The organism is Mesorhizobium sp. M0983 (assembly GCF_040318975.1).
Taxonomy (GTDB): domain Bacteria; phylum Pseudomonadota; class Alphaproteobacteria; order Rhizobiales; family Rhizobiaceae; genus Mesorhizobium.
On the sequence record NZ_JAMYNH010000002.1, the window covers coordinates 302,196 to 319,469 of the forward strand.

General features: G+C 64.1%; 17 protein-coding genes. 11 read left to right on the top strand and 6 right to left on the bottom strand.

Annotated features, from left to right (window positions below; genetic code table 11):
* The first annotated feature begins 302 nt into the window (after positions 1-302).
* Complete coding sequence (locus NKH71_RS05105) at positions 303-1,982, top strand: formate--tetrahydrofolate ligase (RefSeq protein WP_023719240.1); 1,680 nt, start codon at positions 303-305, stop codon at positions 1,980-1,982.
* Positions 1,983-2,053: 71 nt separating this feature from the next.
* Here NKH71_RS05105 and NKH71_RS05110 read toward each other — a convergent pair whose 3' ends face one another.
* Entirely contained in the window at positions 2,054-2,701 is a 648-nt protein-coding gene (locus NKH71_RS05110; protein ID WP_352482061.1) for a cysteine hydrolase family protein, read from the bottom strand.
* A gap of 128 nt (positions 2,702-2,829) precedes the next feature.
* On the opposite strand from NKH71_RS05110, the gene NKH71_RS05115 reads away from it, so the two are divergent.
* Positions 2,830-3,816, top strand: a complete 987-nt coding sequence (locus NKH71_RS05115; protein ID WP_352894603.1) for a helix-turn-helix domain-containing protein — start codon at positions 2,830-2,832, stop codon at positions 3,814-3,816.
* Between the two features lie 6 nt (positions 3,817-3,822).
* On the opposite strand, the gene NKH71_RS05120 is transcribed toward NKH71_RS05115, so the two are convergent.
* A complete protein-coding gene (locus tag NKH71_RS05120; RefSeq protein WP_023719242.1) occupies positions 3,823-4,380 on the bottom strand; it encodes a sugar O-acetyltransferase in 558 nt (185 codons plus the stop codon).
* Between the two features lie 146 nt (positions 4,381-4,526).
* On the opposite strand from NKH71_RS05120, the gene NKH71_RS05125 reads away from it, so the two are divergent.
* The 3 genes from NKH71_RS05125 to NKH71_RS05135 all read left to right on the top strand — a co-directional run bounded on the left by NKH71_RS05125 (position 4,527) and on the right by NKH71_RS05135 (position 7,551).
* Positions 4,527-4,988, top strand: coding sequence for a DUF4126 domain-containing protein (locus NKH71_RS05125; protein WP_352482058.1), 462 nt, complete (start codon positions 4,527-4,529; stop codon positions 4,986-4,988).
* Complete coding sequence (locus tag NKH71_RS05130; RefSeq protein ID WP_352591699.1) at positions 4,985-6,361, top strand: FAD-containing oxidoreductase; 1,377 nt, start codon at positions 4,985-4,987, stop codon at positions 6,359-6,361. The genes NKH71_RS05125 and NKH71_RS05130 overlap by 4 nt, the downstream gene beginning before the upstream one ends.
* Before the next feature lie 140 nt (positions 6,362-6,501).
* Positions 6,502-7,551 (top strand): M14 family metallopeptidase, encoded by a 1,050-nt coding sequence (locus NKH71_RS05135; protein WP_023719245.1) that lies wholly within the window; start codon positions 6,502-6,504, stop codon positions 7,549-7,551.
* Between the two features lie 14 nt (positions 7,552-7,565).
* On the opposite strand, the gene NKH71_RS05140 is transcribed toward NKH71_RS05135, so the two are convergent.
* Positions 7,566-8,336 (bottom strand): isocitrate lyase/PEP mutase family protein, encoded by a 771-nt coding sequence (locus tag NKH71_RS05140; RefSeq protein WP_023719246.1) that lies wholly within the window; start codon positions 8,334-8,336, stop codon positions 7,566-7,568.
* A 319-nt stretch (positions 8,337-8,655) separates the two neighbouring features.
* Here NKH71_RS05140 and NKH71_RS05145 point away from each other — a divergent pair, with 319 nt between their 5' ends.
* The gene (locus NKH71_RS05145; RefSeq protein ID WP_352494779.1) at positions 8,656-10,845 is read left to right on the top strand and encodes an anthranilate synthase; all 2,190 of its coding nucleotides are present in this window, start codon (positions 8,656-8,658) and stop codon (positions 10,843-10,845) included.
* A gap of 32 nt (positions 10,846-10,877) precedes the next feature.
* Entirely contained in the window at positions 10,878-11,807 is a 930-nt protein-coding gene (locus tag NKH71_RS05150) for a cation diffusion facilitator family transporter (RefSeq protein ID WP_023719249.1), read from the top strand.
* 216 nt (positions 11,808-12,023) lie between these two features.
* On the opposite strand, the gene NKH71_RS05155 is transcribed toward NKH71_RS05150, so the two are convergent.
* On the bottom strand, positions 12,024-12,272 hold the full coding sequence (locus tag NKH71_RS05155; RefSeq protein ID WP_023719250.1) for an antitoxin: 249 nt from the start codon (positions 12,270-12,272) through the stop codon (positions 12,024-12,026).
* 24 nt (positions 12,273-12,296) lie between these two features.
* Entirely contained in the window at positions 12,297-13,397 is a 1,101-nt protein-coding gene (locus tag NKH71_RS05160; RefSeq protein ID WP_352787781.1) for a hypothetical protein, read from the bottom strand.
* 102 nt (positions 13,398-13,499) lie between these two features.
* Here NKH71_RS05160 and NKH71_RS05165 point away from each other — a divergent pair, with 102 nt between their 5' ends.
* From NKH71_RS05165 to NKH71_RS05180, 4 genes are all read left to right on the top strand, one after another.
* Complete coding sequence (locus NKH71_RS05165) at positions 13,500-13,952, top strand: DsrE family protein (protein ID WP_352450551.1); 453 nt, start codon at positions 13,500-13,502, stop codon at positions 13,950-13,952.
* Positions 13,953-14,024: 72 nt separating this feature from the next.
* Positions 14,025-14,822 (top strand): SDR family NAD(P)-dependent oxidoreductase, encoded by a 798-nt coding sequence (locus NKH71_RS05170; RefSeq protein WP_352787784.1) that lies wholly within the window; start codon positions 14,025-14,027, stop codon positions 14,820-14,822.
* A gap of 49 nt (positions 14,823-14,871) precedes the next feature.
* Positions 14,872-15,180 carry a putative quinol monooxygenase gene (locus tag NKH71_RS05175; protein WP_352494776.1) on the top strand — a complete coding sequence of 103 codons (309 nt, stop codon included), beginning with the start codon at positions 14,872-14,874 and terminating at the stop codon, positions 15,178-15,180.
* A gap of 270 nt (positions 15,181-15,450) precedes the next feature.
* On the top strand, positions 15,451-16,539 hold the full coding sequence (locus NKH71_RS05180; RefSeq protein ID WP_352494775.1) for an AbrB family transcriptional regulator: 1,089 nt from the start codon (positions 15,451-15,453) through the stop codon (positions 16,537-16,539).
* Positions 16,540-16,558: 19 nt separating this feature from the next.
* Here NKH71_RS05180 and NKH71_RS05185 read toward each other — a convergent pair whose 3' ends face one another.
* Positions 16,559-16,873: a nuclear transport factor 2 family protein gene (locus NKH71_RS05185; RefSeq protein WP_352494774.1), complete on the bottom strand. Its 315-nt coding sequence runs from the start codon at positions 16,871-16,873 to the stop codon at positions 16,559-16,561.
* Between the last annotated feature and the right edge of the window lie 401 nt (positions 16,874-17,274).

The following is a 17,274-nucleotide window of genomic DNA, read 5'->3' on the forward strand; positions in this document are numbered from 1 at the left end:
GGATCGTTCCGCGCAGCCGGCGCTGGTGAATTTGCGCCGTTGCTTCTGTCGCTTTTCGCGTATTACGCGGCTGTTTTGAGACGGCGGAACCGCGCCTGCTCTGGCTTCTATACGGCGCGGCGACCGGCGCGAAAAAAGAACCTGTAGCAGGGCAGCCGACCGCAGAGGCACTTTCTTCGTAGGAAACATAGTTGCATGAAAGTTGACGCCGCGGCAGCGACAGGGGTAGAACATGCCCGCGCCTGCAGTGCCGGGCTTGCGACCACAGTAATCGAATCCGTTCAATTCAGAGGGAAGCCGTCATGGCCGAAGTGAAGTCCGACATCGAGATCGCGCGCGGCGCCAGGAAGAAGCAGATCCAGGAGATCGGCCAGAAGATCGGCATTCCGAGCGAACATCTTCTGCCCTACGGCCACGACAAGGCGAAGATCTCGGCCGAGTTCATCAAGTCGGTGAAGGGCAACAAGGACGGCAAGCTGATCCTCGTCACCGCCATCAACCCGACACCGGCCGGCGAAGGCAAGACGACGACGACGGTGGGCTTGGGCGATGGCCTCAACCGCATCGGCAAGAAGGCCATCGTCTGCATCCGCGAGGCTTCGCTCGGACCGAATTTCGGCGTCAAGGGCGGTGCCGCCGGTGGCGGCTACGCGCAGGTCGTGCCTATGGAGGACATGAACCTCCACTTCACGGGCGATTTCCATGCCATCACCACCGCCCATAATCTGCTGTCGGCGCTGATCGACAACCATATCTATTGGGGCAACGAGCTCGGCATCGACACCCGCCGTGTCGTCTGGCGCCGCGTCATGGACATGAACGACCGGTCGCTGCGCGAGATCATCTGTTCGCTCGGCGGCGTCGCCAACGGTTTCCCGCGCGAGGGCGGTTTCGACATCACAGTCGCCTCGGAAGTCATGGCCATCCTGTGCCTGTCGACCGACCTGAAGGACCTCGAAAAGCGCCTCGGCGACATCATCGTTGCCTATCGCCGCGACAAGTCGGCCGTCTATGCACGCGACCTCAAGGCCGACGGCGCGATGGCCGTACTCTTGAAGGACGCCATGCAGCCCAATCTCGTGCAGACGCTGGAGAACAACCCGGCTTTCGTCCATGGCGGCCCCTTCGCCAACATCGCGCATGGCTGCAACTCCGTCGTTGCCACCACGACGGCGCTGAAGCTTGCCGATTACGTCGTCACCGAAGCCGGTTTCGGCGCCGATCTCGGTGCCGAAAAGTTCTTCGACATCAAATGCCGCAAGGCCGGCCTGAGGCCGGCAGCGGCGGTCATCGTCGCCACGGTTCGCGCCATGAAGATGAATGGCGGCGTCAAGAAGGAGGAACTCGGCAAGGAGAACGTCGAGGCGGTCAAGAAGGGATGTGCGAATCTCGGCCGCCACATCGAGAACATCCGCCAGTTCGGTGTGCCGGCCGTGGTCGCCATCAACCATTTCTACTCCGACACCGAGGCAGAGATCCAGGCGATGAAGGATTATGTCGCCTCGATGGGCGAAGAGGCGATCCTGTGCAAGCACTGGGCTCAGGGATCGGCCGGCATCGAGGAACTGGCCAAAAGAGTCGTGGCGTTGGCCGAATCCGGCGCGTCGCAATTTGCCCCGCTCTATCCCGACGCCATGCCGCTGTTCGAGAAGATCAACACCATCGTCCAGCGCATCTATCGCGGTTCCGAAGCGATCGCCGACAAATCGGTGCGCGACCAGCTCCACGCCTGGGAGCACGCCGGCTACGGTCATTTGCCGGTCTGCATGGCCAAGACGCAATATTCCTTCTCCACCGATCCGAATCTGCGCGGCGCGCCGACCGGCCACACCGTGCCGGTGCGCGAGGTCAGGCTGTCTGCCGGCGCCGGCTTCGTCGTCATCATCTGCGGCGAGGTGATGACCATGCCCGGTCTGCCCAAAGCGCCATCCTCGGAAAAGATCTTCCTGAACGAAATGGGCCAGATCGAGGGCCTGTTCTAAGGATATCAACGCTCGAACGGCAAAGGGCGCCGCAACGCTGCGGCGCCCCTCTGCCTGCTCGCAATAGTCTCCTACGCCGCGCTTCGCGCCAGCGCGCGCTGGTTGGAGGCATAGGGTGTGTCGTGCTGGGGTACCACGCCGGTCTTCAGGCAATCGATCCATTCGGCGGTTTTGAGAACGGCCGCGAAGCGCGACTGCAATACGATCGTCACGACGCGATGGATTTCCTCGCCCGAAGCGTAGCCGGCGCTGTTGGCGTAGGGCAACGACCCCGTCGCGTCCGACAGGAACTCGACCTCAAAACCCATATGCACGGCATGGATGACCGTGGACAGATCGCAATTATGCGTCATGTAGCCGATGACCGTGATCGTATCGATAGAGTTGGCGCGCAGCCACTCCTCTAAATCCGTGCCGGTGAAGGCGCTGGGCAAGTTCTTTTCGATGTAGTGGTCGCGGTTTCGCCTGGCGATTTCCGGGTGCAACTCGGCGCCATGGCTGCCCTTGGCGAAGACCGATGAGGTTTCCGGTGCCAACTGCTTGATGACCACCACCTTGACGCCTGCCTCGGTGGCCGCGTCCATCGCTCGCGCCACATTGACGACGCTCTCGCGGAACGGCGGATGCTGGATGGCGAGGTTGCCGCCGTCATAGTCGTTCTGAACATCGATGACGATGAGGGCGCGGCGTGGAGCTTTGCCTTTGGCTGGGTCCGACATGGGGTTTTCCTTTCCCGTTTGGCATTGATGGGTGGACGATAAGCGCGGCGCCGGATCGCAAAAAGTGTCCCGATTGACATTGTTCGAAAGAATTGGGACAATCGGTGTCACCCTTTGCTGGAGCTCCCATGGCCGATCCTGTCGTTGCCGCCATCGCCTTCGATGGCATCAGCCCGTTTCATCTCTCCGTGCCATGTCTCGTGTTCGGCGCGGATCGCACGACGCTCGGCCTGCCGCGCTTCGACTTCCGGGTCTGCGCGATTGAGAACGGGCCGATCCGCACTGATGCCGGGCTGACCATCAGCGTCCCGCACGGGCTTTCAGCGCTCGATGATGCCGACATCGTCATCGTGCCGAGTTGGAAGGATCTCGGGATCTCACCGCCGACGACACTGATCGAGGCGTTGCTTGGCGCGCACGAGCGCGGCGCGCTGATTGTCGGACTGTGCTTGGGAACGTTCGCTGTCGCGGCGACCGGATTGCTTTCAGGGCGGCGAGCCGCGACGCACTGGGCCTACGCGGATCAGCTGCAGGAACTCTATCCCGACATTCTCGTCGAACCGGAAGTGCTCTACATCGACAATGGCGATGTCGTGACATCCGCCGGCGTCGCCGCCGGGCTCGACTGCTGCCTGCACGTCGTACGGGCTCGTTACGGCGCGGAGGCAGCGCTTCGCCTTGCCCGGCAGATCGTGCTTTCTCCGCACAGGCAGGGCGGGCAGGCGCAATTCATCGAACGTCCCATCGCCAGGACCGGCAATGCGGACCGCTTCACCCAGGCTCTCGAAACGGTGCGCAAAACCCTGAGTGATCCGCACAGTCTGGACAGCGTTGCCGGTCTCGCCGGCCTCACTCGCCGGACGTTCACGCGCCGTTTCCAGAAAACGATCGGCACCAGTTTCGGCGACTGGCTGACCGACCAGCGTGTGCAACTGGCGCAGCGGCTGCTGGAAGCAACGGAAAAATCGATGGATACGGTTGCCTTCGAGGCCGGCTTCGGCAGCGCCACCTCGCTGCGCCAGCATTTCGCAGCGCGGCTCAGAACCTCGCCCGTGCAATACCGGCGCGAATTCTCGAGGAGTGTCGATTTGGATAGACGCGGCGCTTCACGCTGATCCGGCTCACCCGCTCCTGATTACCCGTGCCGGATTGCCGACCACCGTGGTGTTCGCCGCCACGTCGCGCGTCACCACGGCACCGGCGCCGACGATGGCGCCATCACCGATCCTGACCCCGCCGAGGATGATGGCACTGCCGCCGATCCAGACATTGTCGCCGATCTCGACCGGCCTGGCGATCTCCAGCCCTGCCCGCCGCCCGGCAGCCTGCTTGTGGTGCTCGGCGCAATAGATCTGCACATTCGGGCCGAGCAGCGTTCCCTTGCCGATGCGGACTTGCGCCGTATCGAGAATGGTGCAGCCGGCATTGAGGAAGACGCGGTCGCCGAGAAAGATGTTGAAGCCATAAGCGCAGTGGGACGGCGCTTCGATCCGGGCGCCCTCGCCTGCAGCGCCGAGCAGCGCCCGCAAGGCAGGCCCGATATCGCCGCGCTGTCGTGGTGGCAGGCTGTTGTGCTCGAACACCGCGTCGCGTGCCGTGATCCGCAGCGCCTCCAGTTCCGGGTCGAGGCAGCAATACCACTCGCCCGCCGCCATTTTCGTGCGTTCGCTCCCCGTCATGGCCGCAACTCCAGTCTCAATCTTTGCCAAGCACAACTGGTGAAAATACGGAAGCGCCGGCGGCGACACCACCTCTGGTCAAATACCGGACCTATGGTAGCTTGCTCTCTCGGACCTGTCCCAAGCCGGCCATCGAGGGATCAATCATGCTGTACATTCTTGCACTCCTGATTGGCATCGTTGCCGGGCTTCGCGCCATGACTGCGCCCGCCGCGGTCGCCTGGGGCGCCTGGCTAGGCTGGTTGCCGGTCACCGGCACCTGGGCGAGTTTCATGGGTCACTGGATCGCCGTCGGCATCTTCACCATCCTGGCCATCGCCGAACTGGTCACCGACCAGCTGCCATCGGCGCCGAGCCGCAAGGTGCCGCAGCAATTCGGCACGCGCATCGTCTTGGGCGCTTTCACCGGCGCGGTGATCGGCGCCACCGGCGGCGCCACCATCGGCGGCCTGATCGCCGGCGCCGTCGGCGCGGTGATCGGCACGTTGGGCGGCGCCGAGGCGCGTAAACGCCTGGCCACCGCCTTCGGCAAGGACCCGCCCGCCGCCTTCATCGAGGACGCGGTGGCGATCGTCGGCGGGCTTCTGATCGTGGCGGCGGTGGCATGACGGCAAAGACATTCGACGCCATCATCGTCGGTGCCGGGCAGGCCGGCCCACCGCTCGCCGGCCGGCTGAATGCGGCCGGCATGAGCGTGGCGCTGATCGAGCGAAAGCTGGTCGGCGGCACTTGCGTCAATACCGGCTGCACGCCGACCAAAACGATGGTGGCAAGCGCCTATGCCGCGCATCTCGCCCGCTGCGCCGCGGACTACGGTGTGACGCTCTCCGGTCCCATCGGCGTCAACTACAAGGCGATCAAGGCGCGCAAGGACAAAGTCTCGAACGATGCCCGCGGCAATCTCGAAGACTGGATTGCCGGCATGGACAAATGCACGCTCTATCGCGGCCATGCGCGCTTCGTGACCGCCAATACGGTGCGCGTCGGCGACGATCTGCTGAGCGCCGAAAAGATCTTCCTCAACACCGGCGGCCGCGCCTCGGTGCCCGACCTGCCCGGCCTCGACGGCATTTCTTACCTGACCAATTCGTCGATGATGGATCTCGACGTGCTGCCGCGCCATCTCATCGTCGTCGGCGGCAGCTATGTCTCGCTCGAATTCGCGCAGATGTTCCGCCGCTTCGGTTCCGAAGTCACGGTCATCGAAAAGAGCCCGCGCCTGATCGGCCGCGAGGACGATGACGTCTCGGACGCCATTTTGTCGATCCTCGAAAACGAAGCCATTGCCGTCCATCTCGGCGCCGACGATATCCGCTTCGCCAGGCGAGGCAACGAAATCGCCGTGACCTTCTCGCCAGGCAAGGCGGCTGCGGTCGGCTCGCATGTGCTGCTGGCCCTGGGCCGCACGCCAAATACCGACGATCTCGGCCTCGACAAAGCCGGCGTCGAGGTCGACAAACGCGGCTTCATCGTCGTCGACGACCAGCTGCGCACCAGCGTGCCCGGCATCTGGGCGATGGGCGACTGCAACGGCAAGGGCGCCTTCACCCACACCTCGTACAATGACTACGAGATTGTCGCCGCCAACCTGCTCGACAACGATCCGCGCAAGGTCAGCGACCGCATCGAGGCCTATGCGCTCTATATCGACCCACCACTCGGCCGCTGCGGCATGACCGAAGCCGCGGTAAGGAAATCCGGCCGCCGCGCCCTTGTCGGCCAGCGGCCAATGACCCGCGTCAGCCGTGCCGTCGAAAAAGGTGAGACGCAAGGCTTCATGAAGATCCTGGTCGATGCCGACACCAAGGAAATCCTCGGCTGTTCGGTGCTCGGCCCGGGTGGCGACGAGGCAGTGCACTGCGTGCTCGATCTGATGTATGCCAAGGCGCCAGTCAGTACGCTGGCGCGCGCGGTGCACATCCACCCGAACGTCTCGGAGCTTCTGCCGACCATCGCCCAGGAATTGAAGCCGCTGGCATAGGCCGGGCGCAGGCGTTATCTCGCGATCCTTTGAGCGCCAAGCCCGGATAGAGCCGTGCGCCCATAGCGCGAAAAGCTGGACCAATCGACAGTGTATTGGCGAAAGGGCATGTGTTCGGTCTCGTTTCCTGGAGACAGTCCATGCAGAAATCCATCGAACGCATCGCCGGCGACAGCGAGGGCGTTTCCTACGAATTCCCCGTCTTCCGCTTCACCGGAACGGACAAGACAGCGCCTTCGGCCTATCTGCAGGCGGCACTTCATGCCGGCGAATTGCCGGGCGTCGTTGCCATCGATGCGCTGATGCCGATGCTCAGCAGGGCGGAAGCCGAAGGCCGCATCAGCGGCAATATGACCATCGTGCCCTGGGCCAATCCGATCGGCCGCGCGCAATATCTCTATGGCGACCATCAGGGCCGCTTCCATCTGGGGACGCGCACCAATTTCAATCGCGGCTTTCCGCGGCTCGCCGCGCCCGACCTCACGCTCCTGCCGGCGCACGGCACGGTCGATCAGCGGCTGAAGACGCGGCTGCTGCAGCTCTCCATCGGCCACGACATCGTGCTCGACCTGCACTGCGACGATGAAGGCCTCGCCTACCTCTACGTCCACACCAGCCTGTGGCCGGCCATGGCGGATTGTGCGGCGGCTATGGGCGTCGATGCGGTGATGCTGTGGCACGAAGATCCCGACGGCACCTTCGAAGGCGCCTCGATCATGCCGTATCAGAACGTTCCCGCCGACGTCGCGCGCCTCGATCGGCGCGTCGCCACCACCGTCGAATATCGCGGCATACTCGACGTCGACGGCGCCCTCGCCAGCGCCGACGCCGAAGGGCTCTACCGGCTGCTGGTGGCGCGCGGCGTCATCCGGGATCAGACGCTGCCCGCGTCTGGCAGCTTCGGAGGACTCGTCGCGCCGATCGAAAATATCGAGATGATGCCGGCGCCCCGTTCGGGCGCGATCCTCTACCACGTGAAGCCGAGCGACCGCGTCACCAAGGGTGCGCGCCTTGCCACCATCGTCCACGCGCCGGGTGAGCCCGACGGCCGCACGGAAGTGTTGGCGCCCCAGGCCGGCCTCATCCTGACACGCCGCTCGCGCCGCATAATTCGCGCCGGCGAGGACCTCTTGAAGCTGGTCGGCGACAGGAAGAGTGCCGATGCAAGGTCGGGGACGCTGGAGGACTGACGCAACCCGCCAGGCTACCCCGAAATCGCCTGTCGCGCCTTGGACTCCAGCCATTCGGCCATCTGCCGGTAAGGCACCGGACCATGGCTCACGCGGGCGACGCCGAGTTCGGCAAGCCTCTGGCGCGGCGGCACATGCGCCAGTGCAATGATGTTGACCGGCAATGCCGTTGCCTGGCAGAGCGCCTCGATCAGGCCTTCATCGGCAAGCCCCGGCGCAAAGAAGCCATGCGCTCCGGCCCTTTCGTAGGCGTGCGCCCGCTCGATCGCCTGATCGAGGAGAGCCTTGTCGTGCGCATCCGGTTTCGCCTTCAGGAAAATGTCGGTTCGGGCGTTAATGAAGGCCGGAATACCCGAGGTCTTCACGGCCGCCGCGGCGGCTTCGATCCGCCTCACCTGTATGGCGATGTCGTGCAGCCCACTGCCGCCGACAATCTGATCCTCGAAATTAAAGCCGACGGCTCCAGCCTGCACGGCGAGCCCCACGCTGCGGGCGACAACCTCCGGAGCGACCCCGTAACCGCCCTCGAGGTCCATGGTTACCGGCAGATCCACCGCCGCAACGATGCGTTTGATGTTTTCGAGCGCCAGTTCCAACGGGATTTTCTCGCCATCGGCGAATCCGAAAGCGGCCGCGACCGGCCAGCTTCCGGTGGCGATGGCCTTGGCCCCTGCTTGCGCGATGATCTTGGCGGAGCCTGGGTCCCAGGCATTGTAGAGGACAATCGGGTTGCCCTTGACATGGAGGGAATGGAACGTCCGTGCGCGGTCGATCTGCTCGGTCATCGATGTTTTCCCGTCTTCCTGCTGTTTGATGCAGAGTCTAGGCAGGACTGCCGGTCTTGGCCATGTGCCATGGGTTGCGAAAGCAGCAGCCACCCCACAGACTTTCAAACCTGTTGCGCATACCGCTTTTCGCGGCTATGGATTTCGCCATGAATATGCGTTCGATCAAGACCATTTGGTGGTGGGCTCGCTGACAGCGGCCTGTTCGAACGCGTTCGCGTGACAATAGAAGGTGGCCGCAGCGGAATGTCCGGGCGGCCATTTGTTTTTTCAAGCCATTCCCGGGTCCGTTGCCCCAAAGACGCTGATGGAGACGGCAATGACGACGAAAATTCTGGAGAATGGCGCCGAGCGCTTCGTCACCGCGGGTGGCGTGGCGATTACCCGCCAGCGCCATGACCGGCCATATGAGGGCGCGATCGACGGCTATGTCGATGGCCTGAATTCGCGCCGCGGCGCCGTGTTTTCCTCGAATTACGAATATCCCGGCCGTTATACGCGCTGGGATACCGCCATCATCGATCCGCCGCTGGTGATCTCGGCACGCGGCCGCGCCATGCGCATCGAGGCGCTGAACCGCCGTGGCGAGGTGCTTTTGCCGGTGATCGGTACGGTGCTTGCCGGCCTTGACGATGTCACGATCGCCGAGACGTCGAACAAACTCATCCGCCTCGAGGTCGCCAAGCCCGGCCGTGTCTTCACCGAAGAGGAACGCAGCCGCGTTCCCTCCGTGTTCACCGTGCTGCGCGCCATCACTGCTTTGTTCAAGACCGAGGAAGACGCCAATCTCGGCCTCTATGGCGCCTTCGGCTACGACCTCGCCTTCCAGTTCGATCCGGTCGACTACAAGCTCGAGCGCAAGCCAAGCCAGCGCGATCTCGTGCTGTTCCTGCCCGACGAGATCCTCGTCGTCGACCACTATTCCACCAAGGCCTGGACCGACCGCTACGACTATTCCGGCGACGGCTTTTCGACCGAAGGCCTGCCGCGCGACGAAATCGTCGAGCCGTTCAGGACCGCCGACCGGATCCCGCCGCGCGGCGACCACGAGCCCGGCGAATATGCCAAGCTGGTGCGCAAGGCGATGAAGAGCTTTGAGCGCGGCGACCTGTTCGAAGTGGTGCCGGGGCAGATGTTCTACGAACGCTGCGAAACCCAGCCCTCCGAGATTTCCCGCAAGCTGAAGAGCATCAATCCCTCGCCCTATTCCTTCTTCATCAATCTCGGCGAGGGCGAATATCTGATCGGCGCCTCGCCGGAAATGTTCGTTCGCGTCAACGGCCGCCGCGTCGAGACCTGCCCGATCTCCGGCACTATCAAGCGCGGCGACGATGCCATTTCCGATAGCGAGCAGATCCTCAAGCTGCTCAATTCCAAGAAGGACGAGTCCGAACTCACCATGTGCTCGGATGTCGACCGCAACGACAAGTCGAGGGTCTGCGAGCCGGGCTCGGTGCGCGTCATCGGCCGTCGCCAGATCGAGATGTATTCGCGCCTGATCCACACCGTCGACCACATTGAGGGACGGCTGCGCGAAGGCATGGACGCCTTCGACGCCTTCCTGTCGCATGCCTGGGCCGTCACCGTCACCGGCGCGCCGAAATTATGGGCCATGCGCTTCATCGAGCAGAACGAGAAGAGCCCGCGCGCCTGGTATGGCGGGGCGATCGGCATGGTCAATTTCAACGGTGACATGAACACCGGCCTGACGCTTCGCACCATCCGCATCAAGGACGGCATTGCCGAGGTGCGCGCCGGCGCCACGCTGCTCTTCGACAGCATACCCGAAGAAGAAGAAGCCGAAACCGAACTGAAGGCATCCGCCATGATCTCCGCCATCCGCGACGCCAAGTCAGGCAATGCCGCCAGCACCGAACGCAGCACCGCGCGGGTCGGCGATGGCGTCAACATCCTGCTGGTCGACCACGAGGACTCCTTCGTCCATACGCTGGCCAACTATTTCCGCCAGACCGGCGCCAATGTCTCGACGGTGCGCACGCCGGTGCCGGACGAGGTCTTCGACCGGCTGAAGCCAAACCTGGTCGTGCTGTCGCCCGGCCCCGGCACGCCGAAGGACTTCGACTGCGCCGCCACCATCAAGCGAGCCCGTGCGCGCGACCTGCCGATCTTCGGCGTCTGCCTTGGGCTGCAGGCGCTGGCCGAGGCCTATGGCGGCGAGCTGCGGCAATTGCACATCCCGATGCATGGCAAGCCGTCGCGCATCCGCGTGTCGAAGCCGGGCATCATCTTCTCCGGCCTGCCCAAGGAGGTGACGGTCGGCCGCTATCATTCTATCTTCGCCGATCCGGTGCGGCTGCCCGATGGTTTTGTCGTCACCGCCGAGACCGAGGACGGCATCATCATGGCCTTCGAGCACCGCAAGGAGCCGATCGCCGCTGTGCAGTTCCACCCGGAATCGATCATGACGCTCGGCCACAATGCCGGCATGCGCATCATCGAGAACATCGTCGCGCACCTGCCGCGCAAGGCCAAGGAAAAGGCCGCTTAATTCGAGGGCTCAGTGTTGGGATTTCTTCCCCAGTGACCGCGGCAGAAATCAAAGCAGCCGCCAGGCAGAAGGTCGCCAGCCTCGCTTTCTGGTCGATCGTCGTCGCCTTCGTCGTGCTCGGCCTCAAGCTGGTGGCCTGGTACGTCACCGGTTCGGTTGCGCTTTATTCGGACGCGCTGGAATCGATCGTCAACGTCATTGCCTCGGCCGCCGCCTATTGGGCGATCCAGGTCAGCTACAAGCCAGCCGACCAGGACCATCCGTTCGGCCACCACAAGGCCGAGTATTTCTCGGCCGTCCTGGAAGGCGTGCTGATCGTGCTTGCCGCCCTGCTCATCCTCAACGAGGTCTGGTGGTCGTGGCAGCATCCGGCCCCGCTCGAACAGCCATGGACCGGCCTTGCCGTCAACGGCGTCGCAACCGTCATCAACGCCGTCTGGGCCTTGACGCTGATCCGCACCGGACGGAGTGAAAAATCACCGGCGCTGGTTGCCGACGGCAGGCATATCATGACCGACGTAGCGACCTCGGTCGGTGTCTTCATTGGCCTGGTCGGCGCCGTGCTGACCGGCTGGCAGGTTCTCGATCCGGCTCTTGCGGTGATCGTGGCGCTGAACATCCTGTGGCAGGGCTGGCACGTCATCGGCTCGTCGATGAACGGGCTGATGGACCGCGCCGTCGACACCCAGGAACATATCCGTATCCGCGACATCATCTCTGCCAATTGCAAGGGCGCGCTCGAGGTCCACGACCTGAAGACGCGCATCGCCGGCCGCGCCACCTTCATCGAGTTCCATCTGGTCGTCGACGCCGACATGTCGGTCGGCGCCAGCCACGTCATCTGCGACCGCATCGAGGACGCGCTGCGGGCAGAGATTCCTTCGGTTCGCGTCATCATCCATGTCGAGCCCGACGACGAAGCGAAACTGCCCAAGGGCACGACGGCCGTGCCGTTCGCGTGAAGCAATTCGCGCAGAAAAATCGCTCAGTCGTGACCCTTCGCGCCCCCTCTGTCCTGCCGGACATCTCCCCCACAAGTGGGGAGATTGGCCGTCACCGCGGCTTTTGCCAATAGCCATAGTCGCAGGAGTGAGTGACGCGAGGAAGCTGCCGATCTCCCCCCAAGTGGGGGAGATGTCCGGCAGGACAGAGGGGGGCGCGAAGGATCGCTGTAGCCCTCATTCCGAGCCGCTGCGCGCCATGGATTCGAGGATCTGATCCGACGGACTTTCCAGAGCCGCCTCCGCGAAATCGTCATCAAGCGGACCGATCACTCTGTCCAGCCAAGCCCAGTCCTGCGCAAGAGGCTCGATAATGACGCTCTGGCCGTGGCGGCTGATGAAAACCTCTTTGGTGTCGAAACGGTACTCCTTTGGCAAGCGCACCGCCTGCGAGCGGCCGGACCAAAACACCCTTGTCTTGCGCATGGCATCCACCTCCTCGTCACATGATCAAGGCCCGCAGGCGGCCTGCGGCATCGGCTCCAGCCGGTAGACCTTGTCGTCGGAGCTGGTGTCGCCTTCCGCCGCCTTCGAGCACAGATCGACGATCGGCAGGCCGCTGTTTGGGTTGGCCAGCATCATCGTGCCGTTGGCGCCGCGGCGGAGGAAAATCTCCTTTTGCGCGATATCGCAGGAGGCACCACCCGTCTTCGCGCTCGCCGCGCAGCGCCACTGGTCGCCCTCGCCCTGGCAGTTATAGACCTGCGTGACCTTGGCCGATTTCTGCCGCGTGGTAACCGAAACGGCGATGTCTGCGCCGCTCGGCCAATTGGCGAGGTCGCCGCCCTTGGCGAAGGATGCCAGCTCGACCGGTCCGCGGAAAACCCGGATCGTCTGGGTCAGCTGATCGGGATGCGAGCCGAGATGCGCGGCATCATAGTCACGCCCGTAGCAGAAGGCCTGGTCCGGCTTCAGCCGCTCGCGCAATGGCGGGCCAAGTGCCGGATCGATCGGGTCGATGCGGGCGAACTCCGCCTTGCAGGTCGCGGCCGGCATCGGATCGAGCCTGAAGCCGTTGTCGTCCTTGCCCAACGCCTGCCGTTCGTACTCCGCCTTGCCGAGCTCGTCTTCCGATCCGGCATCGAGATAAAGATCGGGCTGCACGTCCGAGACGATCAGCCGGCCCTTGTCGTCGACCTTCAGCGAAGCCATGGTGCGATCGCAGTCCATGCCGCAAGGGATCGGACCGGTTTTGCCGTCCTCCGATTCATGGCTGCACCAACCGCCGAGCCATTCCGGCGCCTTGGCGCCGCGTACCGTCGTCGCCATGAAGCCATTGTAGGAGGAATCGATGCCGGTGCTTGGCTCCTCGTTTGGCCGGCTGACCGGATCGCGGCCGTAATAGAAGAAGATGCGCGCCACCTTCTGGTGCGGATGCGACTTGAGATGCGCGGCGTCGTAGACGCGGCCGAAACAGGCGTCCTTGCCGTCGGGGCTGAGCTCGGTGAGTTTGAGCGTGTCATCGGCGAAAGCAGCGCCGCCGACGGCGGAAAGCAAGGCAGCCCCAAGCCCGGCGCCCACAATGGTCCCCGTTATGGTCCTCGACGTCATGCTACCCCTCCATTGCCCCGACAAGACGTGACGTCAATTTATGCTAGGATCGAGGCCGAGGCCACGCAATTTGCGCGGGCCGGCTAAATGGGAGATGAAGCCATGCGACGCCGCGATATTTTCCGCGTCGGTCTTGCCGGGGCCGCCGGGCTTTTCGGGCTGCGCCCCACCAAGGCGGCAGCCATTGAAGTCAAGGCCGTCGAAGAGGAAAGGCAAAAGGTCGCCTATCACCTCAGCGATCTCGACAAGGTCAATTTCGTGCTCGGCAACATCAAGAACCACTTCGAAGGCACCGACGGCAAGGTCGACATCGCGCTTGTCGTGCACGGCCCAGCACTTGCCGCCTTCAAGTCGAAGGGCATATCCGCGGCCATTTCCGGGCGTTTCGCCGGCCTTGTCCAGGATGGGCTCAGCCCGCACGCTTGCGCCAACACCATGCACGGCATGGATATCGGCCTGGCCGACCTGCTCGACGGCTTCCATGCCGCCGACAGAGGCGGTGTCGTCAAGCTCGCCGAATTGCAGCGCCAGGGCTACGCCTATCTCAGGCCATAGGCTTTTACGGACTTGAACGCGAGGACTGCGAGGGCCTACGAAGAGCAGGCCGAGTCCCCCGGAGGAATAGACGTGCCAGCCACCACCACCCTTGTCAGCCCCTCTCTGGTCATCCCCGACCTTGCCGGAAAGGCGGTGCTGGTCACCGGCGCGTCGACCGGCATCGGCGCGGCGCTTGCACTTGCCTACGCCGCGCAGAAATGTCGCGTCGCACTGCACTACAATTCGAGCCGGGTGGCTGCCGAAAACCTGGCGGCGACCATTCGCAACGGTGGCGGCGACCTGTTCCTGACCCAGGGCGATTTCTCGATCCCCGCCGATGTCGAGCGCGTCGTCGAGGACAGTGCGCAACATTTCGGCCGGCTCGACGGCCTCGTCAACAATGCCGGCGGCATGCTCGGCCGCGTGCCCTATGCCGAGCAGACCGAGGCGCATTACGACGCGGTGATGGACCTCAACGCGCGTTCCGTGCTGACAGCTTCGCGCAAGGCGATCCCATGGCTGAAGCGGCAGGGCGGCTTCATCGTCAACACCTCCTCGATCGCCGCGCGCAACGGCGCCGGTGGCGGCGCCGGCCTTTACGGCTCCGCCAAGGCCTTCGTCTCCAACGTCACGCGCGGCATGGCCAAGGAGCTGATCGGTTTCAACATCCGCGTCAACGCGGTGGCGCCCGGCACGATCGCGACACCTTTCCACGAGCGCTACTCGACCGACGACCAGATGAAAGGCATGATCGCCACCATCCCGCAGGGCCGCGCCGGCACCGCCGAGGACTGCGTTGGCGCCTATCTGTTCCTCTCCTCCGCTCTGTTGAGCGGCTACATCACCGGCCAGGTGATCGAGGTGAATGGCGGCCAGTTGATGCCGTAGACGGCGAACTGCATACTCCTGGTTGCGTAATCTCAACGGAGCAAAGCGAATGTACGGACTGATCGGCAAGATGCGGGCGACGCGCGGCCAGCGCGACGCGGTCATGGAGGTCCTGCTCGCCAGCACCGGCGCCATGCCCGGCTGCCTGAACTACATCATCGCCACCGACCCGGCCGACGCCGACGCGATCTGGGTGACCGAAGTGTGGACCGACGCCGAAAGCCATAAAGCTTCGCTGCAGCTGCCCGAAGTCCAGGCGGCAATCGCCAAGGCACGGCCGATCATCGCCGGCTTCGAGTTCCAGGTGGAGACGCGTCCGGTTGGTGGGTTTGGGTTGCCGGCGGTGAAGGCGGGATAGAGGAGAGGCCGGCGGGACAGCGCCCCCCCTCTGGCCTGCCGGCCATCTCCCCCTCAAGTGGGGAGATTGGCAGCTTCGCCGACAGCTCTCTTTTTGGAGATTGGCGAAGGCCGACGTGACATCCAATCTCCCCACTAGAGGGGGAGATGTCCGGCAGGACAGAGGGGGGCGCGAAGGATCGCTACGGATGGCTGGTGCCATTACCACCCAAGCCCTTTTCCCCCGCAAAAAGGGTTCGCATTTTTTCGCGACCGGTCTAAGAGCCGATCTATGGATTCTTCCCCGAACCCGCCGGCCATCGAGCACCTGGGGCGGATCCACAAGGGCTGGCAGTGGCCGGTCCTGGTGGTGGTCTCGGTGCTGTTTGCCGGCGCGCTGGAACTCGCCGCCCTGCCCGCCGCACTGCTGATCGGGCCGATGCTGGCTGCCATCGCTGCCGGCACCAACGGCGCCACGGTGCGCGTGCCGCGGGTTCTGTTCGGCTCCGCCCAGGCGGTCGTCGGCTGCCTGGTCGCCAGTTCCATCTCGGCCGATATCTTTCCCGTCTTCTACAAGGAATGGCCGCTGTTCCTCGGCGTCGTGATGGCGACGGTCGCGGCATCCAGCCTGCTTGGCTGGCTGATCAGCCGCTGGCGCATCCTGCCCGGCACCACCGCCGTCTGGGGTTCGTCGCCGGGCGCCGCCACCGCCATGGTGCTGATGGCCGGTGCCTTCGGCGCCGACCAGCGCCTCGTCGCCTTCATGCTCTATCTGCGCGTCATCTGCGTCTCGATGACGGCGGCCCTGGTGGCCAAGCTTTGGGTCGACACCTCAGGCATCGAGGTGCCGGCCATCGTCTGGTTTCCGCCGGTCGACCCGAAAGGCTTGGCCGCGACATTCGGCGTGGCGCTGGTCGGCGGCCTCGCCGGAAAGCTTTTCAGGCTGCCGTCGCCGTTCTTCCTCGGCACCTTCATTTTCGGCACCGTGATCCATCTCGGGCTCGGCGTGACCATGCAGCTGCCGCCCTGGCTGCTCGCCTTGAGCTATACGATGATCGGCTGGAGCATCGGCCTGAATTTCACCAGGGCCATCTTGCGCCACGCGGCCCGCGCGCTGCCGCAGATCGTCGGCTCGATCATTGCCCTGATCGTCTTTTGCGGCGGCCTCGCCTTCCTGATCAGCCGCCTGCTCGGCATCGATCCGCTGACCGCCTATCTGGCGACCAGCCCCGGCGGCATGGACAGCGTCGCCATCATCGCCGCCGCCGCGCAGCATGTCGACATCTCCTTCGTCATGGCGCTGCAATCGGCACGCTTCCTGATCGTGCTTCTGGTCGGCCCAAGCGTGGCGCGGCTGGTGGCGAGAAGCCTGCGGGAGTAAAGACCAGCCGGGCAGTGCGTCAGCTGATCACCAGGCCCGATATACGCTCGCCGTCCAGCGTGAAGACCATATCGCCGTCGCCGTTGAAACCGTTGCCTTCGACGGCGATGCGAACGCGGTAGGTGCCGTCCTTCGCTGCGATGCCGAGGATGCGGAGTCTGGATTGCACGCCGATATTGTCCGACTGGTTCCAGCGCGCAATCTGCTCGCGGCCCTTGAACGACCGGCCCCAGTCGCTCAGGAAGGCGTCGGGCGTGAAACTGTCCAGGAAGGCTTCGCTATCGCCGGCATTGGTGGCTTCGACAAAGCGGCGGATCGGATCGGGTGTGGTCATGTTTCCTCCTGGGAGGTGCCGGAAATAAAAAACCCGCCTCGACGGCGGGTCCTCGGCGCCAATCAGCACCATAGCCAGATTAGTAGCATAGCTGCCGGCACAAAGCAAGAACAAAGTTGCCCCACCCTCAACTTTGAATGTTGGCGAAAACCAAGGCGACATCCAATCTCCCCCTTGCGGGGGGAGATCGGCAGCTTCTGCGACGGCGAGGCTCCCACTTGCCTCGCTTTGCCCGCTCCTGTATGAAATCCGCCATGAGCCCGCGCGCCACCTCTTTTGCGTCCCGCCCGACCGGCATTGCCGGCCAGACCGTTCGCGCGCTTGCCTCCACCCTGCTGCTTCTCGGCCTTATCGGCGATCGCCGGGTTCGCTGAAGGAGCGCCCGGCGGTCGAATTGCCGC

Excerpts from the sequence above, each read along its gene's own strand:
- NKH71_RS05125 (WP_352482058.1), top strand. The coding sequence starts at position 4,527 with ATGCTGTACATTCTTGCACTCCTGATTGGCATCGTTGCCGGGCTTCGC.
- NKH71_RS05160 (WP_352787781.1), bottom strand. The coding sequence starts at position 13,397 with ATGACGTCGAGGACCATAACGGGGACCATTGTGGGCGCCGGGCTTGGG.
- NKH71_RS05130 (WP_352591699.1), top strand. The coding sequence starts at position 4,985 with ATGACGGCAAAGACATTCGACGCCATCATCGTCGGTGCCGGGCAGGCC.
- NKH71_RS05135 (WP_023719245.1), top strand. The coding sequence starts at position 6,502 with ATGCAGAAATCCATCGAACGCATCGCCGGCGACAGCGAGGGCGTTTCC.
- NKH71_RS05120 (WP_023719242.1), bottom strand. The coding sequence starts at position 4,380 with ATGACGGGGAGCGAACGCACGAAAATGGCGGCGGGCGAGTGGTATTGC.
- NKH71_RS05165 (WP_352450551.1), top strand. The coding sequence starts at position 13,500 with ATGCGACGCCGCGATATTTTCCGCGTCGGTCTTGCCGGGGCCGCCGGG.
- NKH71_RS05185 (WP_352494774.1), bottom strand. The coding sequence starts at position 16,873 with ATGACCACACCCGATCCGATCCGCCGCTTTGTCGAAGCCACCAATGCC.
- NKH71_RS05140 (WP_023719246.1), bottom strand. The coding sequence starts at position 8,336 with ATGACCGAGCAGATCGACCGCGCACGGACGTTCCATTCCCTCCATGTC.
- NKH71_RS05115 (WP_352894603.1), top strand. The coding sequence starts at position 2,830 with ATGGCCGATCCTGTCGTTGCCGCCATCGCCTTCGATGGCATCAGCCCG.
- NKH71_RS05175 (WP_352494776.1), top strand. The coding sequence starts at position 14,872 with ATGTACGGACTGATCGGCAAGATGCGGGCGACGCGCGGCCAGCGCGAC.
- NKH71_RS05180 (WP_352494775.1), top strand. The coding sequence starts at position 15,451 with ATGGATTCTTCCCCGAACCCGCCGGCCATCGAGCACCTGGGGCGGATC.
- NKH71_RS05105 (WP_023719240.1), top strand. The coding sequence starts at position 303 with ATGGCCGAAGTGAAGTCCGACATCGAGATCGCGCGCGGCGCCAGGAAG.
- NKH71_RS05155 (WP_023719250.1), bottom strand. The coding sequence starts at position 12,272 with ATGCGCAAGACAAGGGTGTTTTGGTCCGGCCGCTCGCAGGCGGTGCGC.
- NKH71_RS05110 (WP_352482061.1), bottom strand. The coding sequence starts at position 2,701 with ATGTCGGACCCAGCCAAAGGCAAAGCTCCACGCCGCGCCCTCATCGTC.
- NKH71_RS05145 (WP_352494779.1), top strand. The coding sequence starts at position 8,656 with ATGACGACGAAAATTCTGGAGAATGGCGCCGAGCGCTTCGTCACCGCG.